The 18,669-nt window shown below is 77.5% G+C and carries 4 protein-coding genes; all 4 read right to left on the reverse strand.

Translation table 11 applies throughout. From position 1 onward, the window contains the following. Positions 1–90: 90 nt before the first annotated feature. Positions 91–9,711 (reverse strand): type I polyketide synthase, encoded by a 9,621-nt coding sequence (locus tag ACIA8L_RS12425; protein WP_395903474.1) that lies wholly within the window; start codon positions 9,709–9,711, stop codon positions 91–93. A 102-nt stretch (positions 9,712–9,813) separates the two neighbouring features. Beyond that, the gene (locus tag ACIA8L_RS12430; protein WP_395903476.1) at positions 9,814–10,026 is read right to left on the reverse strand and encodes an MbtH family protein; all 213 of its coding nucleotides are present in this window, start codon (positions 10,024–10,026) and stop codon (positions 9,814–9,816) included. A gap of 26 nt (positions 10,027–10,052) precedes the next feature. After that, positions 10,053–10,796, reverse strand: coding sequence for a thioesterase II family protein (locus ACIA8L_RS12435; protein ID WP_395903478.1), 744 nt, complete (start codon positions 10,794–10,796; stop codon positions 10,053–10,055). Continuing rightward, on the reverse strand, positions 10,789–18,648 hold the full coding sequence (locus tag ACIA8L_RS12440; RefSeq protein ID WP_395903480.1) for an amino acid adenylation domain-containing protein: 7,860 nt from the start codon (positions 18,646–18,648) through the stop codon (positions 10,789–10,791). The genes ACIA8L_RS12435 and ACIA8L_RS12440 overlap by 8 nt, the downstream gene beginning before the upstream one ends. Positions 18,649–18,669 lie beyond the last annotated feature (21 nt).

An 18,669-nucleotide genomic window follows, 5' to 3' on the forward strand; every position in this document is an offset into this window, starting at 1 on the left:
CGGGCCGGGCACTGTACGGGCCCGAACGACCAACCGCAGGCGGGAACGGGCCCGGACACGCCGGTGAACGGCCGCCCGGACCCGCCGAGCTCAGGAAATGCCGAGCTCCCGGTCGATCAGGTCGAACATCTCGTCGTCCGAGGCCGTGTCCAGCTCGTCCGCCGCGCCGTCCGCCCCCGCAGCGTCCTCCCAGCGCCGCAGCAGGCTCCGGAGACGCTCGGCGACCTGGCGGCGCACGGCCGGATCGCGCTGCTCGTCCGGCCTTGCCGCGGCCAGGGCGTCCAGCGCGGCCAGCGGACCCTCCACCGACTCCGGCACCAGCTCGGCGTCGAGGTGCCGGGCCAGTGCCACCGGCGTCGGATGGTCGAACACCACCGTCACCGGCAGCCGCAGCCCTGTGGCGGCGGTCAGCTTGTTGCGCAGGTCCACGGCCGTGAGCGAGTCGAAGCCGAGCTCCCGGAACGGCCGGGAGGCGTGGACCGCCTCCGGGTCGGCATGGCCGAGCGTGCCCGCCGCGTGGCTGCGGACCAGGTGGACCAGCTCCCGGCGGCGGGCCTCGGCGTCCAGGCCCAGCAGCCGCCCCGTCGCCCCGGTCGCCCCGGTCGGCGCCGGCGCGGCCCCCCGCTCCCCCGTCGCCCGGGCCTCGGGCAGCCCCGCGAGCAGCCGATGATGCGCGCCGAGCGCGTACAGGGCCCCGAAGCGCGCCCAGTCCACCCGCGCGACGACGAGGTCCGTCTCGTCGTGTTCGACCGCCTCCACCAGCGCGGCCACGGCGTCCGCGGGGTCCATGCCGAGCACGCCGTGCCGGGCCAGCCGATCGGCCTCGGCCGCGTCGACCAGGCCGCCGCCATCCCAGGCTCCCCAGGCCACGCACAGGGCCGCCAGGCCGAGCGCGCGGCGGTGCCGGGCCAGGGCGGCCAGGTAGGCGTTACCGGCCGCGTAGGCGGCCTGGCCCGCATTGCCCCAGACGCCGGCCCCGGAGGAGAACAGCACGAAGGCGTCGAGCGCCCGGTCGGCGAACAGCTCGTGCAGGTTCGCCGCCCCGGCCGCCTTCGGCCCGAGGATCGCGGCGAGGTCGGCCGGCCCGGTGTCGGCCAGTGCCCGCTCGGCGCCGGTCACGCCGGCGCAGTGCACGACCGCCGTGATCGGCCGGTCGGCGGGCTGGGCGGCGAGCAGGGCCCGCAGCGCCTCCCGGTCGGCGACGTCGCACGCCTCGACGCTCACGTCCGCGCCCTGGGCGGCCAGCTCGGCCGCGAGCTCGGCCGCGCCCGGCGCGGACGGGCCGCGGCGCCCGACCAGCACCAGCCGGGGCGCACCGGCCGCGGCCAGGTACCGCGCCACATGGGCACCGAGCGCGCCGGTGCCGCCGGTGATGAGCACACTGCCGGTGGGCCGCCACGGCGTGCGGGGTGCGGCCGGGTCGAGCGGCGCCCGTTCCAGCCGGCGGCCGGACAGCCCGGTGGTGCGCAGCATCAGCTGCCGCTCGTCCCCGGCCGCCCCGGCCAGCACGGCGCAGAGCCGGTCGCCGGCCGCGTCGTCGAGCTGCGCCGGCACGTCGATGAGGCCGCCGGGCCGGGCCGGGTCGTCCAGGCCGGCGACGATGCCCAGGCCCCACCCCAGCGCCTGCGCCGGTGCCTCCCCGTCGGCACCGCTGGTGAGCCACCACAGCGGCGCGCCGACACCGGCATCGCGCAGCGCCCGCACGAGCGCGACCTCGGCCACGATCCCGGCCGTCAGCCCGGGCCGGCCCGGCGGCGGCGCCTCGTCCGCGCCCAGCAGCGACACCACTCCGGCGACCGGGCCGGCTCCGGCGGCCGCGCGCAGCGCGGCGGTGAACCCGTCCCGGCCGGCATCGGCCCCGGCCGGGCGCAGCACCTCCACCGTGGCGCCGGACCGCTGCAGCGCCGCCGTCAGGGTGCGGATGCGCCCGTCCACGCCGGGAACGCCGAACGGCGGGGCGACGATGAGCCAGCGGCCGTCCAGGCGGGCCCGGTCCGGTTCGGGCAGCGAGGTCCATCGCACCGCGTAGCGCCACGAGTCCAGCCGCTCCCGCCGCTGGGCGCCCGCCCGCCAGCCGCGCAGGCCCGGCAGGACCGCCGCGACCGCGTCCTCGGCCACCCCGAGCGTCCGGGCCAGGCCCGGCACGTCAGCGTCGCGGACCGCGCCCCAGAAGGCCGTGTCCGCCGGATCACTCCCGGCCGGGCGGCCCGGTGCCGGGTCGAGCCAGAAGCGGCGCCGCTGGAAGGCATAGGTCGGCAGGTCCACGCCCGGCCCGGCCGGGCCCAGCACCGGCGACCAGTCCACGTCGACGCCGCGCACGAACAGCTCGGCGGCGGAGGCGGCGAAGCGGGCCAGGCCGCCCTCGTGCCGGCGCAGCGAGCCGGCCACCACGAACGCGCCGCCGCCGGCCACCGCGTCCGCGGTCTCCAGGACGGGCACGGTGAGGACCGGGTGCGGGCTGCACTCGACGAACACCCGGTATCCGTCGGCGACCAGGCGCTCGACGGCGTCGGCGAACCGGACCGGGGCGCGCAGGTTGCGGTACCAGTAGCCGGCGTCCAGCTGGGGGCCGGCCAGCCACTGCCCCGTGGCCGTGGACAGCATCGGCACCGTCCCGGCCGCTCCGGCCAACCCGGCCAGGCCGGCGCGCAGCGTCCCCGCGATCGGCTCGACCCGCGCGGAGTGCGAGGCGTAGTCCACGTCGACCAGGCGGGCTCGGACGTCCTCGGCGGCGACGGCGGCGACGAAGGCCCGCACCGCGGCGACCGGGCCCGAGACCACGACCGCCGCCGGACCGTTGACGACCGCGATCTCCAGCTCGTCGCCCCGGGCCGCGATGCGCCGCCGCACCTCTTCCTCCGGCAGTGATACGGAGGCCATGGCCCCGGTTCCGGCCAGCGCGACGATCGCCCGGCTGCGCACGGCCACGACCCGGGCCGCGTCGTCGAGCGAGAGCATCCCGGCGGCGCAGGCCGCGGCGATCTCGCCCTGGGAGTGGCCGACGACGGCGTCCGGGCGCACGCCGAACGACCGCCACAGTTCGGCGAGTGCGACCATGACGGCCCACGAGGCCGGCTGGACCACGTCGACGCGGTCCAGCCCGGGCGCGCCCGGGGACCCGCGCAGGACCGCGATGAGCGACCACTCGACGTGCGGGGCCAGAGCCCGCTCGCAGTCCTCGATGGCGGCCCGGAACACCGGCGCCTCGTCGAGCAGGCCGGCGGCCATGCCCGCCCACTGGGCGCCCTGGCCGGGGAACACGAACACGGTGCGGCCGTCGACGTCGGCGCGGCCACGCACGATATCGGGCGCGTCGGCCCCGCCGGCCAGAGCGGCCAGGCCCGGGCCGGGGTCGCCGAGCATCACCGCCCGCTCGGGCAGCAGCGAGCGCGTGCTGAGCAGCGACCGGGCCACGTCGGCGGGGGCGAACGGCTCCAGCGCCCGCAGCCGGGCCGCCTGCCCGGCCAGCGCGGCCGGCGTCTGCGCGGTGACCGCCAGCGGCACCAGCGCCGGGGCCGGGCTCGCGGCCGGCTCGGCGGCGGTCGCGGGTGGCTCTTCGAGGATGACGTGCGCGTTGGTGCCGCTGATGCCGAACGACGACACCCCGGCCCGGCGCGGACGCCCGCCGGACGGCCAGTCCCGCGCCCGGGTGAGCAGCTCGACCGCGCCCGCGCTCCAGTCGACGTGCGGCGACGGCTCCTCGGCGTGCAGCGTGCGGGGCAGCCGGGCGTGCCGCATCGCGAGCACCATCTTGATGACGCCGCCGATCCCGGCCGCGGTCTGGGTGTGCCCGATGTTCGACTTGAGCGACCCCAGCCACAGCGGCCGGTCCGGGTCGCGGTCGCGGCCGTAGGTGGCCAGCAGCGCCTGGGCCTCGATCGGATCGCCGAGCAGCGTGCCGGTGCCGTGCGCCTCCACGGCGTCGACGTCCCCGGCACCGAGGCCGGCGGCCGCGAGGGCGTTGCGGATGACCCGCTGCTGCGACGGGCCGTTGGGGGCGGTCAGCCCGTTGGACGCGCCGTCCTGGTTGACGGCGCTGCCGCGGAGCACGGCGAGGACCTGACGGCCGTGGCGGCGGGCGTCGCTGAGCCGCTCCAGCATCACCATGCCGGCGCCCTCGGCCAGGCCGAAGCCGTCGGCGCTGGCCCCGAACGCCTTGCACCGGCCGTCGCGGGCCAGGCCGCGCTGACGGCTGAAGCCGACGAACTGGGCCGGGGTCGACATCACCATCGCCGCGCCGGCCAGGGCCAGGTCGCACTCGCCGCGGCGCAGCGACTCGGCCGCCAGGTGCAGGGCGACCAGCGACGAACTGCACGCGGTGTCGACGGTGACGGCCGGGCCCTCCAGACCCAGGACGTAGCTGATGCGGCCGGAGGCGACGCTTGACGCGCCGCCGGTGACGAGATACCCCTCCAGTCCGTCGGTGCCCTCGGCGCCGGCCTGCAGGCGGCTGCCGTAGGCCTGGTCGGCGAGGCCCACGAACACGCCGGTGCGGCTGCCGCGCAGCGAGGCCGGCGCGATCCGGGCCCGCTCGGCCGTCTCCCAGGCGACCTCCAGCAGCAGCCGCTGCTGCGGGTCCATGGCGAGCGCCTCGCGCGGGCTGATGCCGAACGGGTCGGGGTCGAAGTCGGCCGCGTCGTACAGGAAGCCGCCGTGGCGCACGTAGGTGGTGCCGGACCGGTCGGGGTCCGGGTCGTAGAGGGCGGCCAGGTCCCAGCCCCGGTCGGCGGGCATCGGGCCGACGGCGTCGACCTCGTCGACGAGCAGGCGCCACAGATCCTCGGGGGTACGGACACCGCCCGGGTATCGGCAGCCGAGTCCGACCACGACGACCGGGTCGCTCGCGTCGATCGCGGCGACGGGCGCGGCGGCCGCCGGGGCGGCGGCGTCACCGAAGAGCTCGGTGCGCAGGAACCGGGCCAGGTCGACCGGGGTCGGGTGGTCGAAGACGACGGTGGCCGGCAGGCGCAGCCCGGTGGCCCCGCTGAGCCCGTTGCGCAGCTCGACCGCCGAGAGCGAGTCGAAGCCCAGCTCCATGAAGGCCCGCCGGACCTCGACGGTCTCCGGTGAGCCGTGGCCGAGGACCCGGGCGATCTGGCCGCGCACCAGGTCGAGCAGCACCCGGTCGCGGTCGGCCGGGTCGAGCTCGGCCAGCCCTCCGGTGCCGGCCGCGGGAGCAGAGCCGGTGGCGAGGGCGCGCCGGACCTCGGGCAGTTCGCCGATGAGCGGGCTGGGCCGGGCCGCGCCGAAGACGGCGGCGAACGTCTCCCAGTCGACGTCGGCGACCGCGATCGCGGCGTCGTCGTGGTCGAGCAGCTGCTGCAGCGCGTGCAGGGACGGTTCGGGGTCGATGAGGGGTACGCCGCGGCGGCGCAGGGTCTCGGCCAGCGAGTCGGCGATCATGCCGCCGCCCGCCCACGGTCCCCAGTTCACCGTGTGGACGGCGACACCGGCGGCCCGCTGCCGCTCGGCGAGCGCGTCCAGGTGGGCGTTGGCCGCCGCATAGGCGCCGTGGTCGCCGACGCCCCAGGTCGCGGCGATCGAGGAGAAGTACACCACCGTGTGCACGTCGTCCAGGAGCGCGTCGAGGTGCCGGGCCCCGCCGACCTTGCCCGCGGCCACCCGGGCCAGCCCGGCGACGGTCAGCTCGGCCAGCGGCGCGAGGTCGGCGACGCCGGCGGTGTGCAGCACGGTGCGGATCGGCTCGCCCGCGGCGGCGCAGTCGGCGACGAGCGCCTCGAGGTCGGCCCGGTCGGCGACGTCACAGGCGACCACGCGGACCCGGGCGCCGAGCGCGGTGAGCTCCTCGGTGAGCGCGGCCACGCCCGGTGCCTGCGGGCCCCGCCGGCTGATGAGCACGAGGTGCCGGGCCCCGCCCGCCACCAGCCAGCGGGCCACGTGACCGCCCAGCGCACCGGTGCCGCCGGTGACGAGCACCGTCCCGTCCGGCCGCCAGGTGCGGGGCGGCCTGTCGGCGCCGGTCGCGGCCCGCACGAGCCGCCGGCCGTACGCCCGCCCGGCCCGGATCGCCACCTGGTCCTCGCCGCCGATGCCGGCCAGCACGGCGCACAGCCCGGCCAGTTCGGCCGGTGCCGGCTGCGGCGGCAGGTCGACGAGGCCGCCCCAGCGCTGCGGATACTCCAGGGCCGCGACCCGTCCGAGCCCCCAGGTCTGTGCCTGCTCCGGCGAGACCGGTGCCGCACCGGCGACGCCGACGGCCCCGCGCGTCACGCACCACAGCCGCGCCCGGCTGTCCCGCGCGGTCAGCTCCCGCAGCAGGGCCAGGTTGGCCGCCGTCCCGGCCGGCACCACCGGGTGCTCGGCGTGGGGCCGCTCGTCCAGGGCGAGTAGCGAGACGACCCCGGCGTAGTCACCGCCGTCGAACGCGCCGGCCACATGGACGGTGGCGCCGTGCGCGTCCAGGGCGGTGGCGACCGCGGCCACCAGCGCGTCACCGGACGGACCGGCGACCAGCCAGCGGCCTTCGAGGCGCACGGCCGGAAGATCAAAAGCGTCCCAGCGGATCTGGTACCGCCACCCGTCCACCACACCGCGGACGGCCCGCTGCTCGTGCCACGCCCGCAGCGCCGGCAGCACGGCGGCGACGGCCGCGGGCTCGGCGGCCAGGACCCCGGCCAGCCCTTGCGCGTCGGAGCGCTCGACGGCGGTCCAGAACTCGGCGTCCAGCGTTCCCGCCGGCGTCCGCTCGTCGAGCAGGGGTGCGTCGAGCCAGTACCGATCGCGCTGGAACGGGTATGTCGGCAGGTCGACCGTCCGCCGCCCGGCCCCGAGGACCGCGGCCCAGCCGACCTCGGCTCCGTGCGACCACAGTGCGCCGAGGGAGGTGAGGAAGCGCTCCGGTCCGCCGTCGTCGCGGCGCAGGGTGCCGGTGACGAATCCTTCGCCGCCGAGCTCGTCGAGCACATCGGCGATGCCGACGGTGAGCACCGGGTGCGGGCTGACCTCGACGAACTCGGTCACGCCGCGGGCGGCCAGGGCGCGCACGGCGTCGGCGAAGCGGACGGTGTGGCGCAGGTTGCGATACCAGTACTCGGCCCCGGCGAGCTCGACGCCGGTGAGGTCCGCGCCGACGGTGGAGTGCATCGCGATCGCGCCCGCGCGCGGGGTGACCGGGGCGAGCAGCTCCAGCAGCTCGTCGTGGATCGCCTCGACCTGCTCGCCGTGGGAGGCGTAGTCGACGTCGACCCGGCGGACCCGCGCCCCGTCGGCCTCGGCGGCGGCCTGGAACTCCTCGAGGGCCGCGACCTCGCCGGAGACGACGACCGCGGCCGGCCCGTTGACGGTGGCGATGCCGAGCCGCCCCGCCCACGGCCGGATGCGCTCGGCGACCTCCGGCTCCGGGAGCGCGACGGAGGCCATGCCGCCCCGCCCGGCCAGCGCCGAGAGCGCCCGGCTGCGCAGGATCACGACCCGGGCCGCGTCGGGCAGCGTCAGCACGCCGGCGACGCAGGCGGCGGCGATCTCGCCCTGCGAGTGCCCGACGACCACGGCCGGCTCGACCCCGCGGGCGCGCCACAGCTCGGCCAGCGCCACCATCACCGCGAACAGCACCGGCTGGACGACGTCGACGCGGGTCAGCGGCGCGCCGGAGCGCAGGGCCGCGGTGAGGTCCCAGTCGGTCAGCGGCGCGAACGCGGCCGCGCAGCGCTCGATGGCGGCGGCGAAGACGGGCTCGGTGTCGAGCAGTTCGACGGCCATGCCGGCCCACTGCGAGCCCTGGCCGGGGAAGACGAAGGCCACCTGGCCGCCGGGGCGGGCCGGGCCGGTCAGCGGGGCGTCGGCGGCCAGGTCGAGCAGGCGGGCGCGCAGCTCGTCGCGGTCGCGGCCGACCACGACGGCCCGGTCCGGCAGTGCCGCCCTGGTCGTGGCCAGGGACCAGGCCACGTCGGCCGGGTCCGGCTCCGGGTGGGCCGCGAGGTGCTCGGCGATCCGGCCGGCCTGCGCGCGCAGTGCGGCGGCCCCGCGGGCGGCGAGCGGCATCGCCACGAACGGGGGCGTCGCGGGCGGATCGGCCGCGACGGGCTCGGCCGGGGCCTCCTCGATGATGACGTGCGCGTTGGTACCGCTCACGCCGAACGACGACACCGCGGCCCGGCGCGGCCGGCCCGTCGGCGCCGGCCAGTCCCGGGCCGCGGTGAGCAGCGCGACCGCGCCCGCGGACCAGTCCACGTGGGTCGACGGGGCGCTGACGTGCAGCGTGCGGGGCATCGTGGCCCGGCGGATCGACATGACGGCCTTGATGATGCCGCCCACACCGGCCGCGGCCTGGGTGTGCCCGACGTTGGACTTGAGCGACCCGAGCCACAGCGGCCCCGTGCCCGCCCGCTCCTGGCCGTAGGTGGCCAGCAGCGCCTGGGCCTCGATCGGGTCGCCGAGTGCGGTGCCGGTCCCGTGCGCCTCGACCATGTCCACATCGGACGGTGCCAGTCCGGCGTCGGCCAGCGCGGCCCGGATGACCCGCTGCTGCGACGGGCCGTTGGGGGCGGTGAGGCCGTTGGAGGCACCGTCCTGGTTCAGCGCGGAGCCGCGCACGACGGCGAGGACCCGGTGCCCGGCCCGGCGGGCGGCGGAGAGCCGCTCCAGCGCCAGCATCCCGGCGCCCTCGCCCCAGCCGGTGCCGTCGGCGTCGTCGGAGAAGGCCTTGCAGCGCCCGTCGGGCGACAGGCCGCGCTTGCGGCTGAACTCCATGAGCACGCCCGGCGTGGACATGACCGTGACGCCGCCGGCCAGGGCCAGGTCGCACTCGCCCGAGCGCAGCGCCTGCACGGCCAGGTGCAGGGCGACGAGCGAGGAGGAGCAGGCGGTGTCGACGGTGACGGCCGGGCCCTCCAGGCCCAGCGTGTAGCTGATCCGGCCGGAGGCGACGCTGTTGAGGCTGCCGGTGAGCAGGTACCCGTGCATGCCCTCGGCCGGGCGGTGCAGGGCCGGGCCGTAGTGGGTGTAGGGGACGCCGGCGTAGACCCCGGTGGCCGAGCCGCCGACGGACAGCGGGTCGATGCGGGCCGACTCCAGGGCCTCCCAGGCGACCTCGAGCAGGAGCCGCTGCTGCGGGTCCATGCCGAGCGCCTCGCGCGGGCTGATGCCGAAGAACGCCGGGTCGAACCGGGACGCGTCGTGCAGGAACGAGCCGTGCCGGGTGAGGCAGGTGCCCACGTGGTCGGGGTCCGGGTGGTAGAGCTCGGCGAGGTTCCAGCCGCGGTCGGCGGGGAACGTGCTCACCGCGTCGACGCCGTCGGCGACCAGGCGCCACAGGGCCTCGGGGGTGTCGACGCCGCCCGCGTAGCGGCAGGCCATGCCGACGATGACGACCGGGTCGTCGTGGTCGGCCGGTGCGCGGCCGGGCCGGACTCCCGTCGCGGCGGGCCGGTCACCGAGCAGGCCGTCGCGCAGGAAACCGGCGACGGCACCCGGTGTGGGGTAGTCGAACAGCAGCGTGGCCGGGATGCTCAGCCCCGTCGCGGCGACGAGTGCTTCGCGCAGTGCGGTGCCGATCCCGCGGTACACCCCGATGCTTCGAAATGGTGCCCCGGCGGCGAACGGCCCGGGCTTGCCGGTCGCCGCGGCCACCTCGGCCCGGACCAGGTCGAGCAGTATCCGGTCGCGATCGGTGTCGCCGGCCTCGTGCAGGCGCCGCAGCAACGCTGCCGGGGCGTCGTCGCGCCGGTCGTGGGCGAGGGGTTCCTGCGCCATGGTGTGCACCGCCTTACCAGAGAGAACCCGGGCGGCCGAGTATCACTCGGAACGCGGCCGCCCGGGCCGGTCGGCGGTGCTTCTCTAGTGCTTTTCCCGGGACTATTGCGCGCGCAGCGTTTCGAGCTGCCGGCGCAGGCTCAGCGGGCGCATGTCGGTCCAGACCTCCTCGACGTAGGCCAGGCACTCGGCCTTGGTGCCCGCGCGCCCGGCCTCGCGCCAGCCGCCGGGGATGTCGCGCCCCTCGGGCCAGATCGAGTACTGCTCCTCGTCGTTGACCACCACGGTGTAGCGGCGGTCGTCGTCGTCCTCCATGGGTGTACCTCCTCCATCGTTCCGGTTCAGCGCAGGGCCAGCTCGTCGGCGAGGCGGCCGATGACCGGGGCGGCGTGCGACAGGACGGCGAAGTGGTCGCCGTCGAGCAGGTGCCGCTCGAAGCGTCCGGTGGTGACCTCGGCCCACCCGTCGAGGTCGGCCGGGCCCACGGTGCGGTCCCCGGCGCCGGCATACGCCGTGACCGGGCACGTCAGGGGCGGGCCGGGCGCGGGGCGGTACCCCTCCACCATGGCCATGTCGGCCCGCAGCACCGGCAGGAACACCGCACCGGCCTGCGGGTCGTCGAGGATCGCCGCCGGGATGCCGCCGTGGCGGGCCTGCATGGCCCGGCCGAACGCCAGGTCCTCGAGGTGGCTCAGCGGCTCCAGGTCGGCCGCGCCGCCGGGGCGCCGCGCGGCCGCGACCACCAGCCGCACCGGGGCGAGCAGGTACTCGCGCTGCAGGTGCCGGGCCAGCTCGTAGGCGATGAGTGCGCCCATGCTGTTGCCGAGCAGGGCGAACGGTACGTCGAGCAGCGGCAGCAGCGCCTCGGCCAGCACCGGCACCAGGTCGGTGATGCCGGTCGGCAGCGGGTCGGCGAAGCGGGTCTCGCGCCCGGGCAGCTGGACCGGGCACACCTCGAGGCCGTAGGGCGCCGCGGCCGGCCAGGCGCGGAACGCCGACGCGGCGCCGCCGGCGTGCGGCAGGCAGAACAGCCGCAGCAGCGGCGCGGCGCTGGGGCGGCGCATCGGCAGCCAGGTCTCACTCACCGGCGTTCACCGTCTTCCGGCAGCAGCGGGCGTCGGGATCGGCGGCGACCTGGCCGAGCAGGGCGACGTAGCGGTCCGCGAGGCCCTGGGCGGTCTCGTCGTCGAACAGGTCGGTGCTGTACTCGAGCAGCCCCTCCAGGCCGAGGGCGGCGCCGTCCGGGCCGAGCCGCTCGCGCAGCATCAGGTTGAGGTCGAACTTCGCCGTCACCGACTCGGTCGGCTCGATGCGCACCCGCAGCCCGGGCAGGTCGAGCCGGCCCCGCTCCGGGTCGTCGGCGACGATCATCACCTGGAACAGCGGGTGGCGGGCGCCGGAGCGCGGCGGGTTCAGGGCTCGCACCAGATGCTCGAACGGCAGGTCGGCGTGCTCGAACGCGGCCAGGTCGGCGTCGCGGACCCGCTCCAGCAGCTCGGCGAAGGTCGGGTCCCCGCCGGTGCCGGTGCGCAGCACGACGGTATTGGCCAGGAAGCCGACCAGCGGGGCGAGCGCCGCGTCGCCGCGGCCCGCGACCGGGGTGCCGAGCGGGATGTCGGTGCCGGCCCCGGCCTGGGTCAGCAGGGCCGCCAGCGCGGCCTGGGCGGTCATGAAGACGCTGGCCCGGTGCCGCCGGGCCAGCGCCGCCAGGCCCGCGTGGACCTCGGCCGGCACGGTGAACCGGGTGCCTCGGCCGGCGCCGGAGGGCACCCGCGGCCGCGGCCGGTCGACGGGCAGGGTCAGCTCGGCCGGGGCCCCGGCCAGGGTACGCCGCCAGAAGGCGATCTGCCGGGCCGCGCGGCTGCGCGGGTCCCGTTCGGCGCCGAGCAGCTCGTGGTGCCACTGGGTGTAGTCGGCGTACTGGGCCGGCAACGGCGCCCAGCGCGGCGGCGCCCCGCCGCGGCGGGCGGCGTAGGCCCGGCCCAGGTCGGCGGCGAGCGGTCCGGTCGAGCCGCCGTCGCCGGCGATGTGGTGCAGCACGACGGTCAGCACGTGCTCGGCCGGGCCGAGCCGGAACAGCCAGGCTCGCACGGGCAGGTCGCGTTCGAGCGCGAACGGTGTGGCGACCGCTGCGGCCTGGGCCGCGGCCAGCTCCGCCGGCGAACAGGCGGCGACGGTCAGCTCGGGGCGGGCCTCGGCGGCCGGGCGCACCCGCTGGGCGGCGACGCCGCCGACCTCCTCCACGACGGTGCGCAGGCTCTCGTGCCGGCCCACCACGTCGGCCAGGGCGGCGCCGAGCGCCGCGGCGTCGAGCTCGCCGTGCAGGCGGATCGAGAGCGGGACGTTGTACATCGGGCTCGGCCCGGTCAGCCGGTACAGGAACCACAGCCGCTGCTGGGCGAAGGACAGCGGCACGACGGCGGGGCGGGGCCCGGGCACCAGCGGGGGCCGGGCGGTGCCGGAGCGCCCGCCGTCCGCGGTGGCGGCGGCCGCGGCGAGGGCGGCCGGCGTCGGCGCCTCGAACACGGCCCGAAGCGGCAGTTCGGCGCCGAGGTCGGCGCGGACCCGGGCGACCAGGCGGGCGGCGAGCATCGAGTGGCCGCCGAGGGCGAAGAAGTCGTCCTCGACGCCGATGCCGGGCCGGTCGAGCACCTCCTGCCACAGCCGCAGCATCGCCGCCTCGGCCGGGGTGCGCGGCGCGACGTAGGTGGCCGCGGCCGTGGTGACCGGCAGCGCGGCCAAAGCCCGCAGGTCGGTCTTGCCGCTGGTGAGCCGGGGCAGGGCCGGCTGGACGAGCAGGTGGGCCGGCACCATCGCCGCCGGCAGCAGCTGATGCAGCCGGCGCCGCAGGGCGGCAGCGGCCGGCGCGGGGGCGTCGCCGTGGGCGACGTAGCCGACGAGCCGGGGCTCGCCGTCGACCGGGCGCACCAGCACGGCCGCATCGGTGACACCGGGCTGCTCGCGCAGGACGGCCGCCACCTCGCCCGGCTCGATCCGCACGCCGCGCAGCTTGACCTGGGCGTCGGCCCGCCGGACGAACTCCAGCTCGCCGCCCTCGGTCCAGCGCACCAGGTCGCCGGTGCGGTACAGCCGGCCGCCGGGCGGTCCGAACGGATCGGGGACGAAGGCGGCCGCGGTCGCGCCGGGCCGGCCGAGGTAGCCGCGGGCCAGTCCGGCCCCGCCGAGGTACAGCTCCCCCACGGCCGGTGGCGGCACCGGCCGCAGGCCCTCGTCAAGCACGTAGGCGCGGACGCCGGCGATGGGCCGGCCGATCGGGACGCTCGTGATCGGCTCGCCCCGGCGGGCCCGCCACATCGTCGCCTCGATGGCGGTCTCCGTCGGCCCGTACAGGTTGAACAGCTCGGCGTCGAGGCGGTCGAGGCAGCGCCCGGCCAGCTCCGCGCTGAGCGGTTCGCCGCCGCTGAGCACCCGGCGCAGGCTCGGCAGCCGCCGGTCGCCGAGGGCGTCGAGGAACTCCCGCAGCGTCGTGGGCACGAACTTGGCCGAGGTGACGGCGAAGCGCTCGATCGCGTCGGCGAGGTACGCCGGGTCGCGGTGGCCGTCGGGTTCGGCCAGGACGACGGTGGCCCCGGCGGCGAGGGTGCCGAAGAGCTCCAGCAGCGCCGGGTCGAACGTCATCGGGGTCTTGAACAGCACCCGGTCACCGGCGGTCACCGGCAGGGCGCCGACGTACCAGCGCAGGGTCGCGCAGACGGCGGCGTGGGGCACGACCACTCCCTTGGGCCGGCCGGTCGAGCCGGAGGTGTACAGGACGTACGCCTCGTCGAGCGGGAGCGGCGCCGGCCCGCCGCGGACCGGCCCGTCATCGACCGCGGAAACGTCGACGATCGGATGGCCGGGGAAGGCGTCGCGCCGGGCGGCGTCGGTCACCACCACGGCCGGCCGGGCGTCGTGCAGGAGCCGCTCGATACGGGCCGATGGCGCGTCGAGGTCGACGGGGACGAACGCCGCCCCGGCCTCGGCGGCGGCGAGCGCGGCCACGACCAGGTCGGCCCCGCGTGGCAGGGCGAGCGCGACCCGCCCGGCCCGCCCGGCGCCGCGGCCGCGCAGCCGCCCGGCCAGCGCGGAGGCCCGATCGGCCAGCTCGGCGAAGGTCAGCGGGCCGGCCGCGCCGTCCAGCGCGACCGCACCGGGGCGGGCGAGCGCCTGGCGGGCGACCAGCTCGGGGAGGGTCTGCAGCCCTGGCTCGACCGGCGCGCCGGGGCCCCAGCCGTGCAGGAGCCGGTCCCGCTCGGCCCCGTCGAGCAGGTCGACGGCGCCGCACCGGACGTCCGGGTCGGCGGCGACCGCGCGCAGCAGGCGCTGGAGCCGCTCGGCGAGCTGGGCGGCGTCCGCGGGGCCGAGGCGGCCGGTGTCGTAGCGCAGCTCGGCCTCGATCCCCCGGGCGTCCCCGCCGTCCGCGTAGCGCTCGCGCAGCGCCAGCACGAGGTCGAACTTGGCCGGGCCGGGCGGCACCGGCTCCTCGGCCACGTGCAGCCCGGCGAGGTCGGCGGTGATCCGCGCGGTGTCGTCGGCGACCAGCATGACCTGGAACAGCGGGTGCCGGCCGTCGGCCCGCGGCGGGTTGACGGCCGCCACCACGTGCTCGAACGGGACGTCCTGGTGTTCGAAGGCGGCCAGGTCGGCCGCGCGGACCCGGCCGAGCAGCGCCCGGAACGGGGGGTCGCCGGAGGTGTCGGTGCGCAGGACGAGCGTGTTGACGAAGAAGCCGATGAGCCCGTCGAGAGCCTCGTCGACGCGGCCGGCCACCGGGCTGCCGATCGGGATGTCGGTGCCGGCGCCGAGGCGGGTCAGCAGTGCGGCCAGGGCGGCCTGCAGCACCATGAACACGCTGCCGCGCTCCTGCTCGGCCAGCCGGCCCAGGTCGTTGTGCAGGCCGGCGCCGATCGTGAACCGCACGGCACCGGACGCGCCCGGGGCCGGGGTGCCGGGCAGTTCGAGGGCGGCCGGCGCACCGTCCAGTGTGGACTGCCAGAAGGCCAGCTGGGCGGCGGCCGGGCTCTGCGGGTCGGCCTCGTCGCCGAGCACGCGGCGCTGCCACAGGGTGTAGTCGGCGTACTGCACCGGCAGCGGCGCCCAAGGCGGCGGGGACCCGGCGCGGCGGGCGGCGTACGCGTCGGTCAGGTCGCGGGCCAGCGGGCCGACGGACCAGGCGTCGCCCGCGATGTGGTGCAGCACGGCGACGAGGACGTGCTCGGCCGGGCCGGCCGCGAGCAGGTGCACCCGCAGCGGCAGCTCCGCGGTCAGGTCGAACGGCCGCGCGGCGAGCTCGGCCACGGCCGCGGCCACGCCGCCCGGCTCGACGGCGGTGACGGTGAACGGGACGACGGCCCGGCCCGGTGGCACGGCCCGCTGCAGGGGTGTGCCGGCGACCGAGTCCACGCGGGTGCGCAGCGTCTCGTGCCGGTCGGCGACGTCCTGCACGGCGGCGCGCAGCGCGGCCCGGTCGAGCTTGCCGGTGAGGCGGAGGGCGAGGGGGATGTTGTACGCCGCGCTCGGCCCTTCGAACTCGTGGAGGAACCACAGCCGCTGCTGGGCCGGGGACAGCGGTACCGCGGCCGGCCGGTCGGTGACCGCGGTGAGGGCGGGGCGCACCGGAGCCGGCGCGCCGAGCCGGGCGGCCAGGCCGGCCACCGTCGGCGCCTCGAACAGGTCGCGCAGCGCGGGCTCCCGGCCGAGCTCCGCGCGGATGCGGTTGACCAGCCGGGCGGCGAGCAGGGAGCGGCCGCCGAGGGCGAAGAAGTCGTCGTCGGCCCCGATCCGGTCGCGGCCCAGCACCGCGGACCAGATGGCGGCGAGGCGCTGCTCCAGCTCGGTGCGCGGGGCGACGTACGCGCGGCGGGCGGTGACGGCGGCGTCCGCTCCGGCGGCGAGCAGTGCGGCCCGGTCGAGCTTGCCGCTGCGCCCGGTCGGCAGGGCGTCGTGCAGCACGTACCCCTCCGGCAGCATCGCCCGCGGCAGCCGTTCGGCGAGCCGCTCGTGCCAGCGGGCCAGGGTGGGGCCGTCGGGCCGGGCGACCACGTGGGCGATGAGCCGGTCACCTGATTCCTCGCTCGTGGCCGGGTGGGCCAGCACGGCCACGGCGCTCAGGCCGGTGACGGTGCGCAGCGTCGCCTCGACCTCGCCGAGCTCGATGCGCTGGCCGCGGATCTTGACCTGGGTGTCGCGGCGGCCGAGGAACTCGATGACCGGGCCGGTGTCGCGGCGGCGGTAGCGGGCCAGGTCGCCGGTGCGGTACAGCCGCTGCCCGGGCCGGTCGGCGAACGGATGCGGGACGAACGCGGCCGCGGTGCGCCCCGGCTGCCCGGCGTAGCCACGGGCCAGGCCGCCGCCCACGTAGAGCGTGCCGGCGACGCCCGGGGGCAGCGGCCGGAGGTCGTCGTCGAGCACGTAGGCCTCCGCGCCCGGGTACGGGCCGCCGATGAGGCACACGCCGCCGCGGTCGCCGTCGCCGTGCAGGTGGAAGGTGCTGTCGATCACCGCCTCGGTGAGCCCGTAGGAGTTGACCACCTCCCCGTCCGGGCCGAGCAGGGCCCTGAGCCGGGTCAGGTCGTCGGCGTCGACGTGGTCGGAGCCGACGATGAGCAGCCGGAGGGTGTCGAGGCGCTCCCCCGCGGCGGCGGCGTGCTCGGCGAGGGCGCGGGCGACCAGGGGTACGAACTCGGCGCAGTCGATCTCCTCGCGGCGGATGAGGGCGAGCAGCCCGGCCGGGTCGAGCAGCAGGTCCCGCGGGCACAGCACGAGGCGGGCACCGGAGCACAGGGCGCGGACCAGATCGCCGATGAAGACGTCGAAGCCGAAGTTGGCCAGCTGCAGGATCGAGTGGACCCGGCCGGGCAGGCGGTAGGCCGCTTCCCAGCCGCGGTACACCCGGAGCAACGCGTCGTCGGCGACCATCACACCCTTGGGCCGGCCCGTGGAGCCGGAGGTGTAGACCAGGTACGCCAGCGCGTCCACGGGGCGCGGCGTCCGGCCGGCCGCGGTGTCGCCCGGCTCGCCCGGAACGACGCCGTGCACGCCGGTGCCGTCCAGGTCCGCGGCCAGGTCGGCCGTGGTGACGGCGAGGCGGGCCCCGGCGTCGGCGACGACCTCGCGGCGGCGGGCGGGCGGTGTCTCGGCGTCCAGCGCCACGAACGCCGCCCCGGCCTTCCACACGCCGAGCACCGCCACGACCAGCTCGGGTGAGCGGGGCAGGAGGATCGCGACCCGCGCCTCGGGGCCGGCGCCGAGGGCGCGCAGCCGGTCCGCGAGCGCGTCGGCGCGCGCGTCCAGCTCGGCGTAGGTGAGCCGATCGGTGCCCCACACCACGGCCGGCGCGTCCGGCGCCGCGGCCGCGCGGGCCTCGATCAGCTCCAGCACGTTGCGGCCGGGCCCGGCCGGCGGCCGGGGTGGCCGGGCGGCGGCCAGCAGCGACTCGCGGGCCGCCGGCGCGATCAGGTCCAGCGCGGCCAGCCGGGCTTCGGGCCGGGCCGTCATCTCGTGCAGCAGCCGCATGTACAGCTCGGCGAACGCGGTGACCGTGGCCGGGTCGAACAGGGCCGTGTCGTATTCGAACTGCACGGTCATCGCCGGCCCGATGCACAGCACGTCGACGAACAGGTCGAGCTTGGCCGCCGAGGGCGGCGGGGGCAGTGCGGTGGCCCGGACGCCGGTCGGGTGCGGCATCGCGCGGGCCCGGTCGAGGTTGAAGAACGTGCGGAACAGCGGACCCCGGTCACCGGCGTCCCGGCGCAGCAACTCGGCGCTGAAGTCGGGGTGGTCGTAGGCGTCGATGAGATCGCGCTGGACTCCGCGCAGGTAGTCGCGCACGACAGCGTCCGGTCCGGCCCCGACGCGGATGGGCAGCACGGTGTTGCAGTGCCCGACGAGCCGGTCGGCCCCCGGGTGCTCGCGCTCGGCCACGGGCACGCCGATGACGACGTCGCTCTGGCCGGTGAGCCGCTGCAGCGTGTGCGCATAGGCGCCGAAGAGCACGGTGAAGGCGGTGGTGCCGAGCTGCCGGGCCCGCTCGGCCACCGCGGCGGCGAGCGCCGGTTCGACGGCGATCTCGACGCGGGCGGCCCGGCCGGTGCCGCGGGCCGGGCGCGGGCGGTCCAGCGGCAGCCGCAGCGGCGGGCGGGGGCCGTCGAAGCGCGCGGTCCAGTACGCGGCGGCGGCCTGCCCGGCCGGACCAGCCCGGCGCTCCGCCTGCCGGGCCACGTGGTCGCGGTAGGCGGGCGCGGGGGCCAGACCGGCCGGTGCCCCGGTGCGGTCCTGCTCGTACAGCCGCAGCAGTTCGTCGATGACGACCACGAACGACCAGCCGTCGATGACGCTGTGGTGGACCAGCAGGTGGAGCTGGTGGTGGGTGGGGGCGAGGCGGAGCAGGGCGGCCCGCACGAGCGGGCCCGCGGTCAGGTCGAAACGCTCCTGCACGCGCGCGTCCAGCCAGTCCAGGCGCCGCTGCTCGGGCTCGCCGATGAGGTCGAGCAGCGGAAGTTCCACCGTCGCGGAAGGCCCGACGAGCTGGTGCGAGCCGTCGGCGGCGAAGACGGTACGGAGGCTGTCGTGACGCGCGACGACGGTGTCGAGCGCCCGGTGCAGGGCGTGCGGGTCGAGCGGGCCGGCCAGGTCGAGCAGGACGGCCTCGTTGTAGGCGTGGGACGAGCCGTCGCCGAGCTGCTCCAGGAACCAGATCTCGCGCTGCGTCGCGGACAGCGGGTAGGTGGACGGGGCGTCCGGCGGAGGCGTCGGCGCGGGCGCCGGATCGAGCCGGGAGGGCACGGCCGCGTCGTGCGCGCTCAGGACCTGCCCGTCCGCCTCCAGCAGCAGGGCATGGACCTGCGCCATCACCCGCGCGTGCACGTCGAGCAGCCGGCTGACGGAGCGGTCGAGTGTGTCGCCGGGTTCGTCCGCCCCATCGTCGAATGCGCGCATGAGCTCCCCGTTCCCGCCGTC

Source organism: Dactylosporangium sp. NPDC051541, assembly GCF_044454505.1.
Classification (GTDB): Bacteria; Actinomycetota; Actinomycetes; order Mycobacteriales; family Micromonosporaceae; genus Dactylosporangium.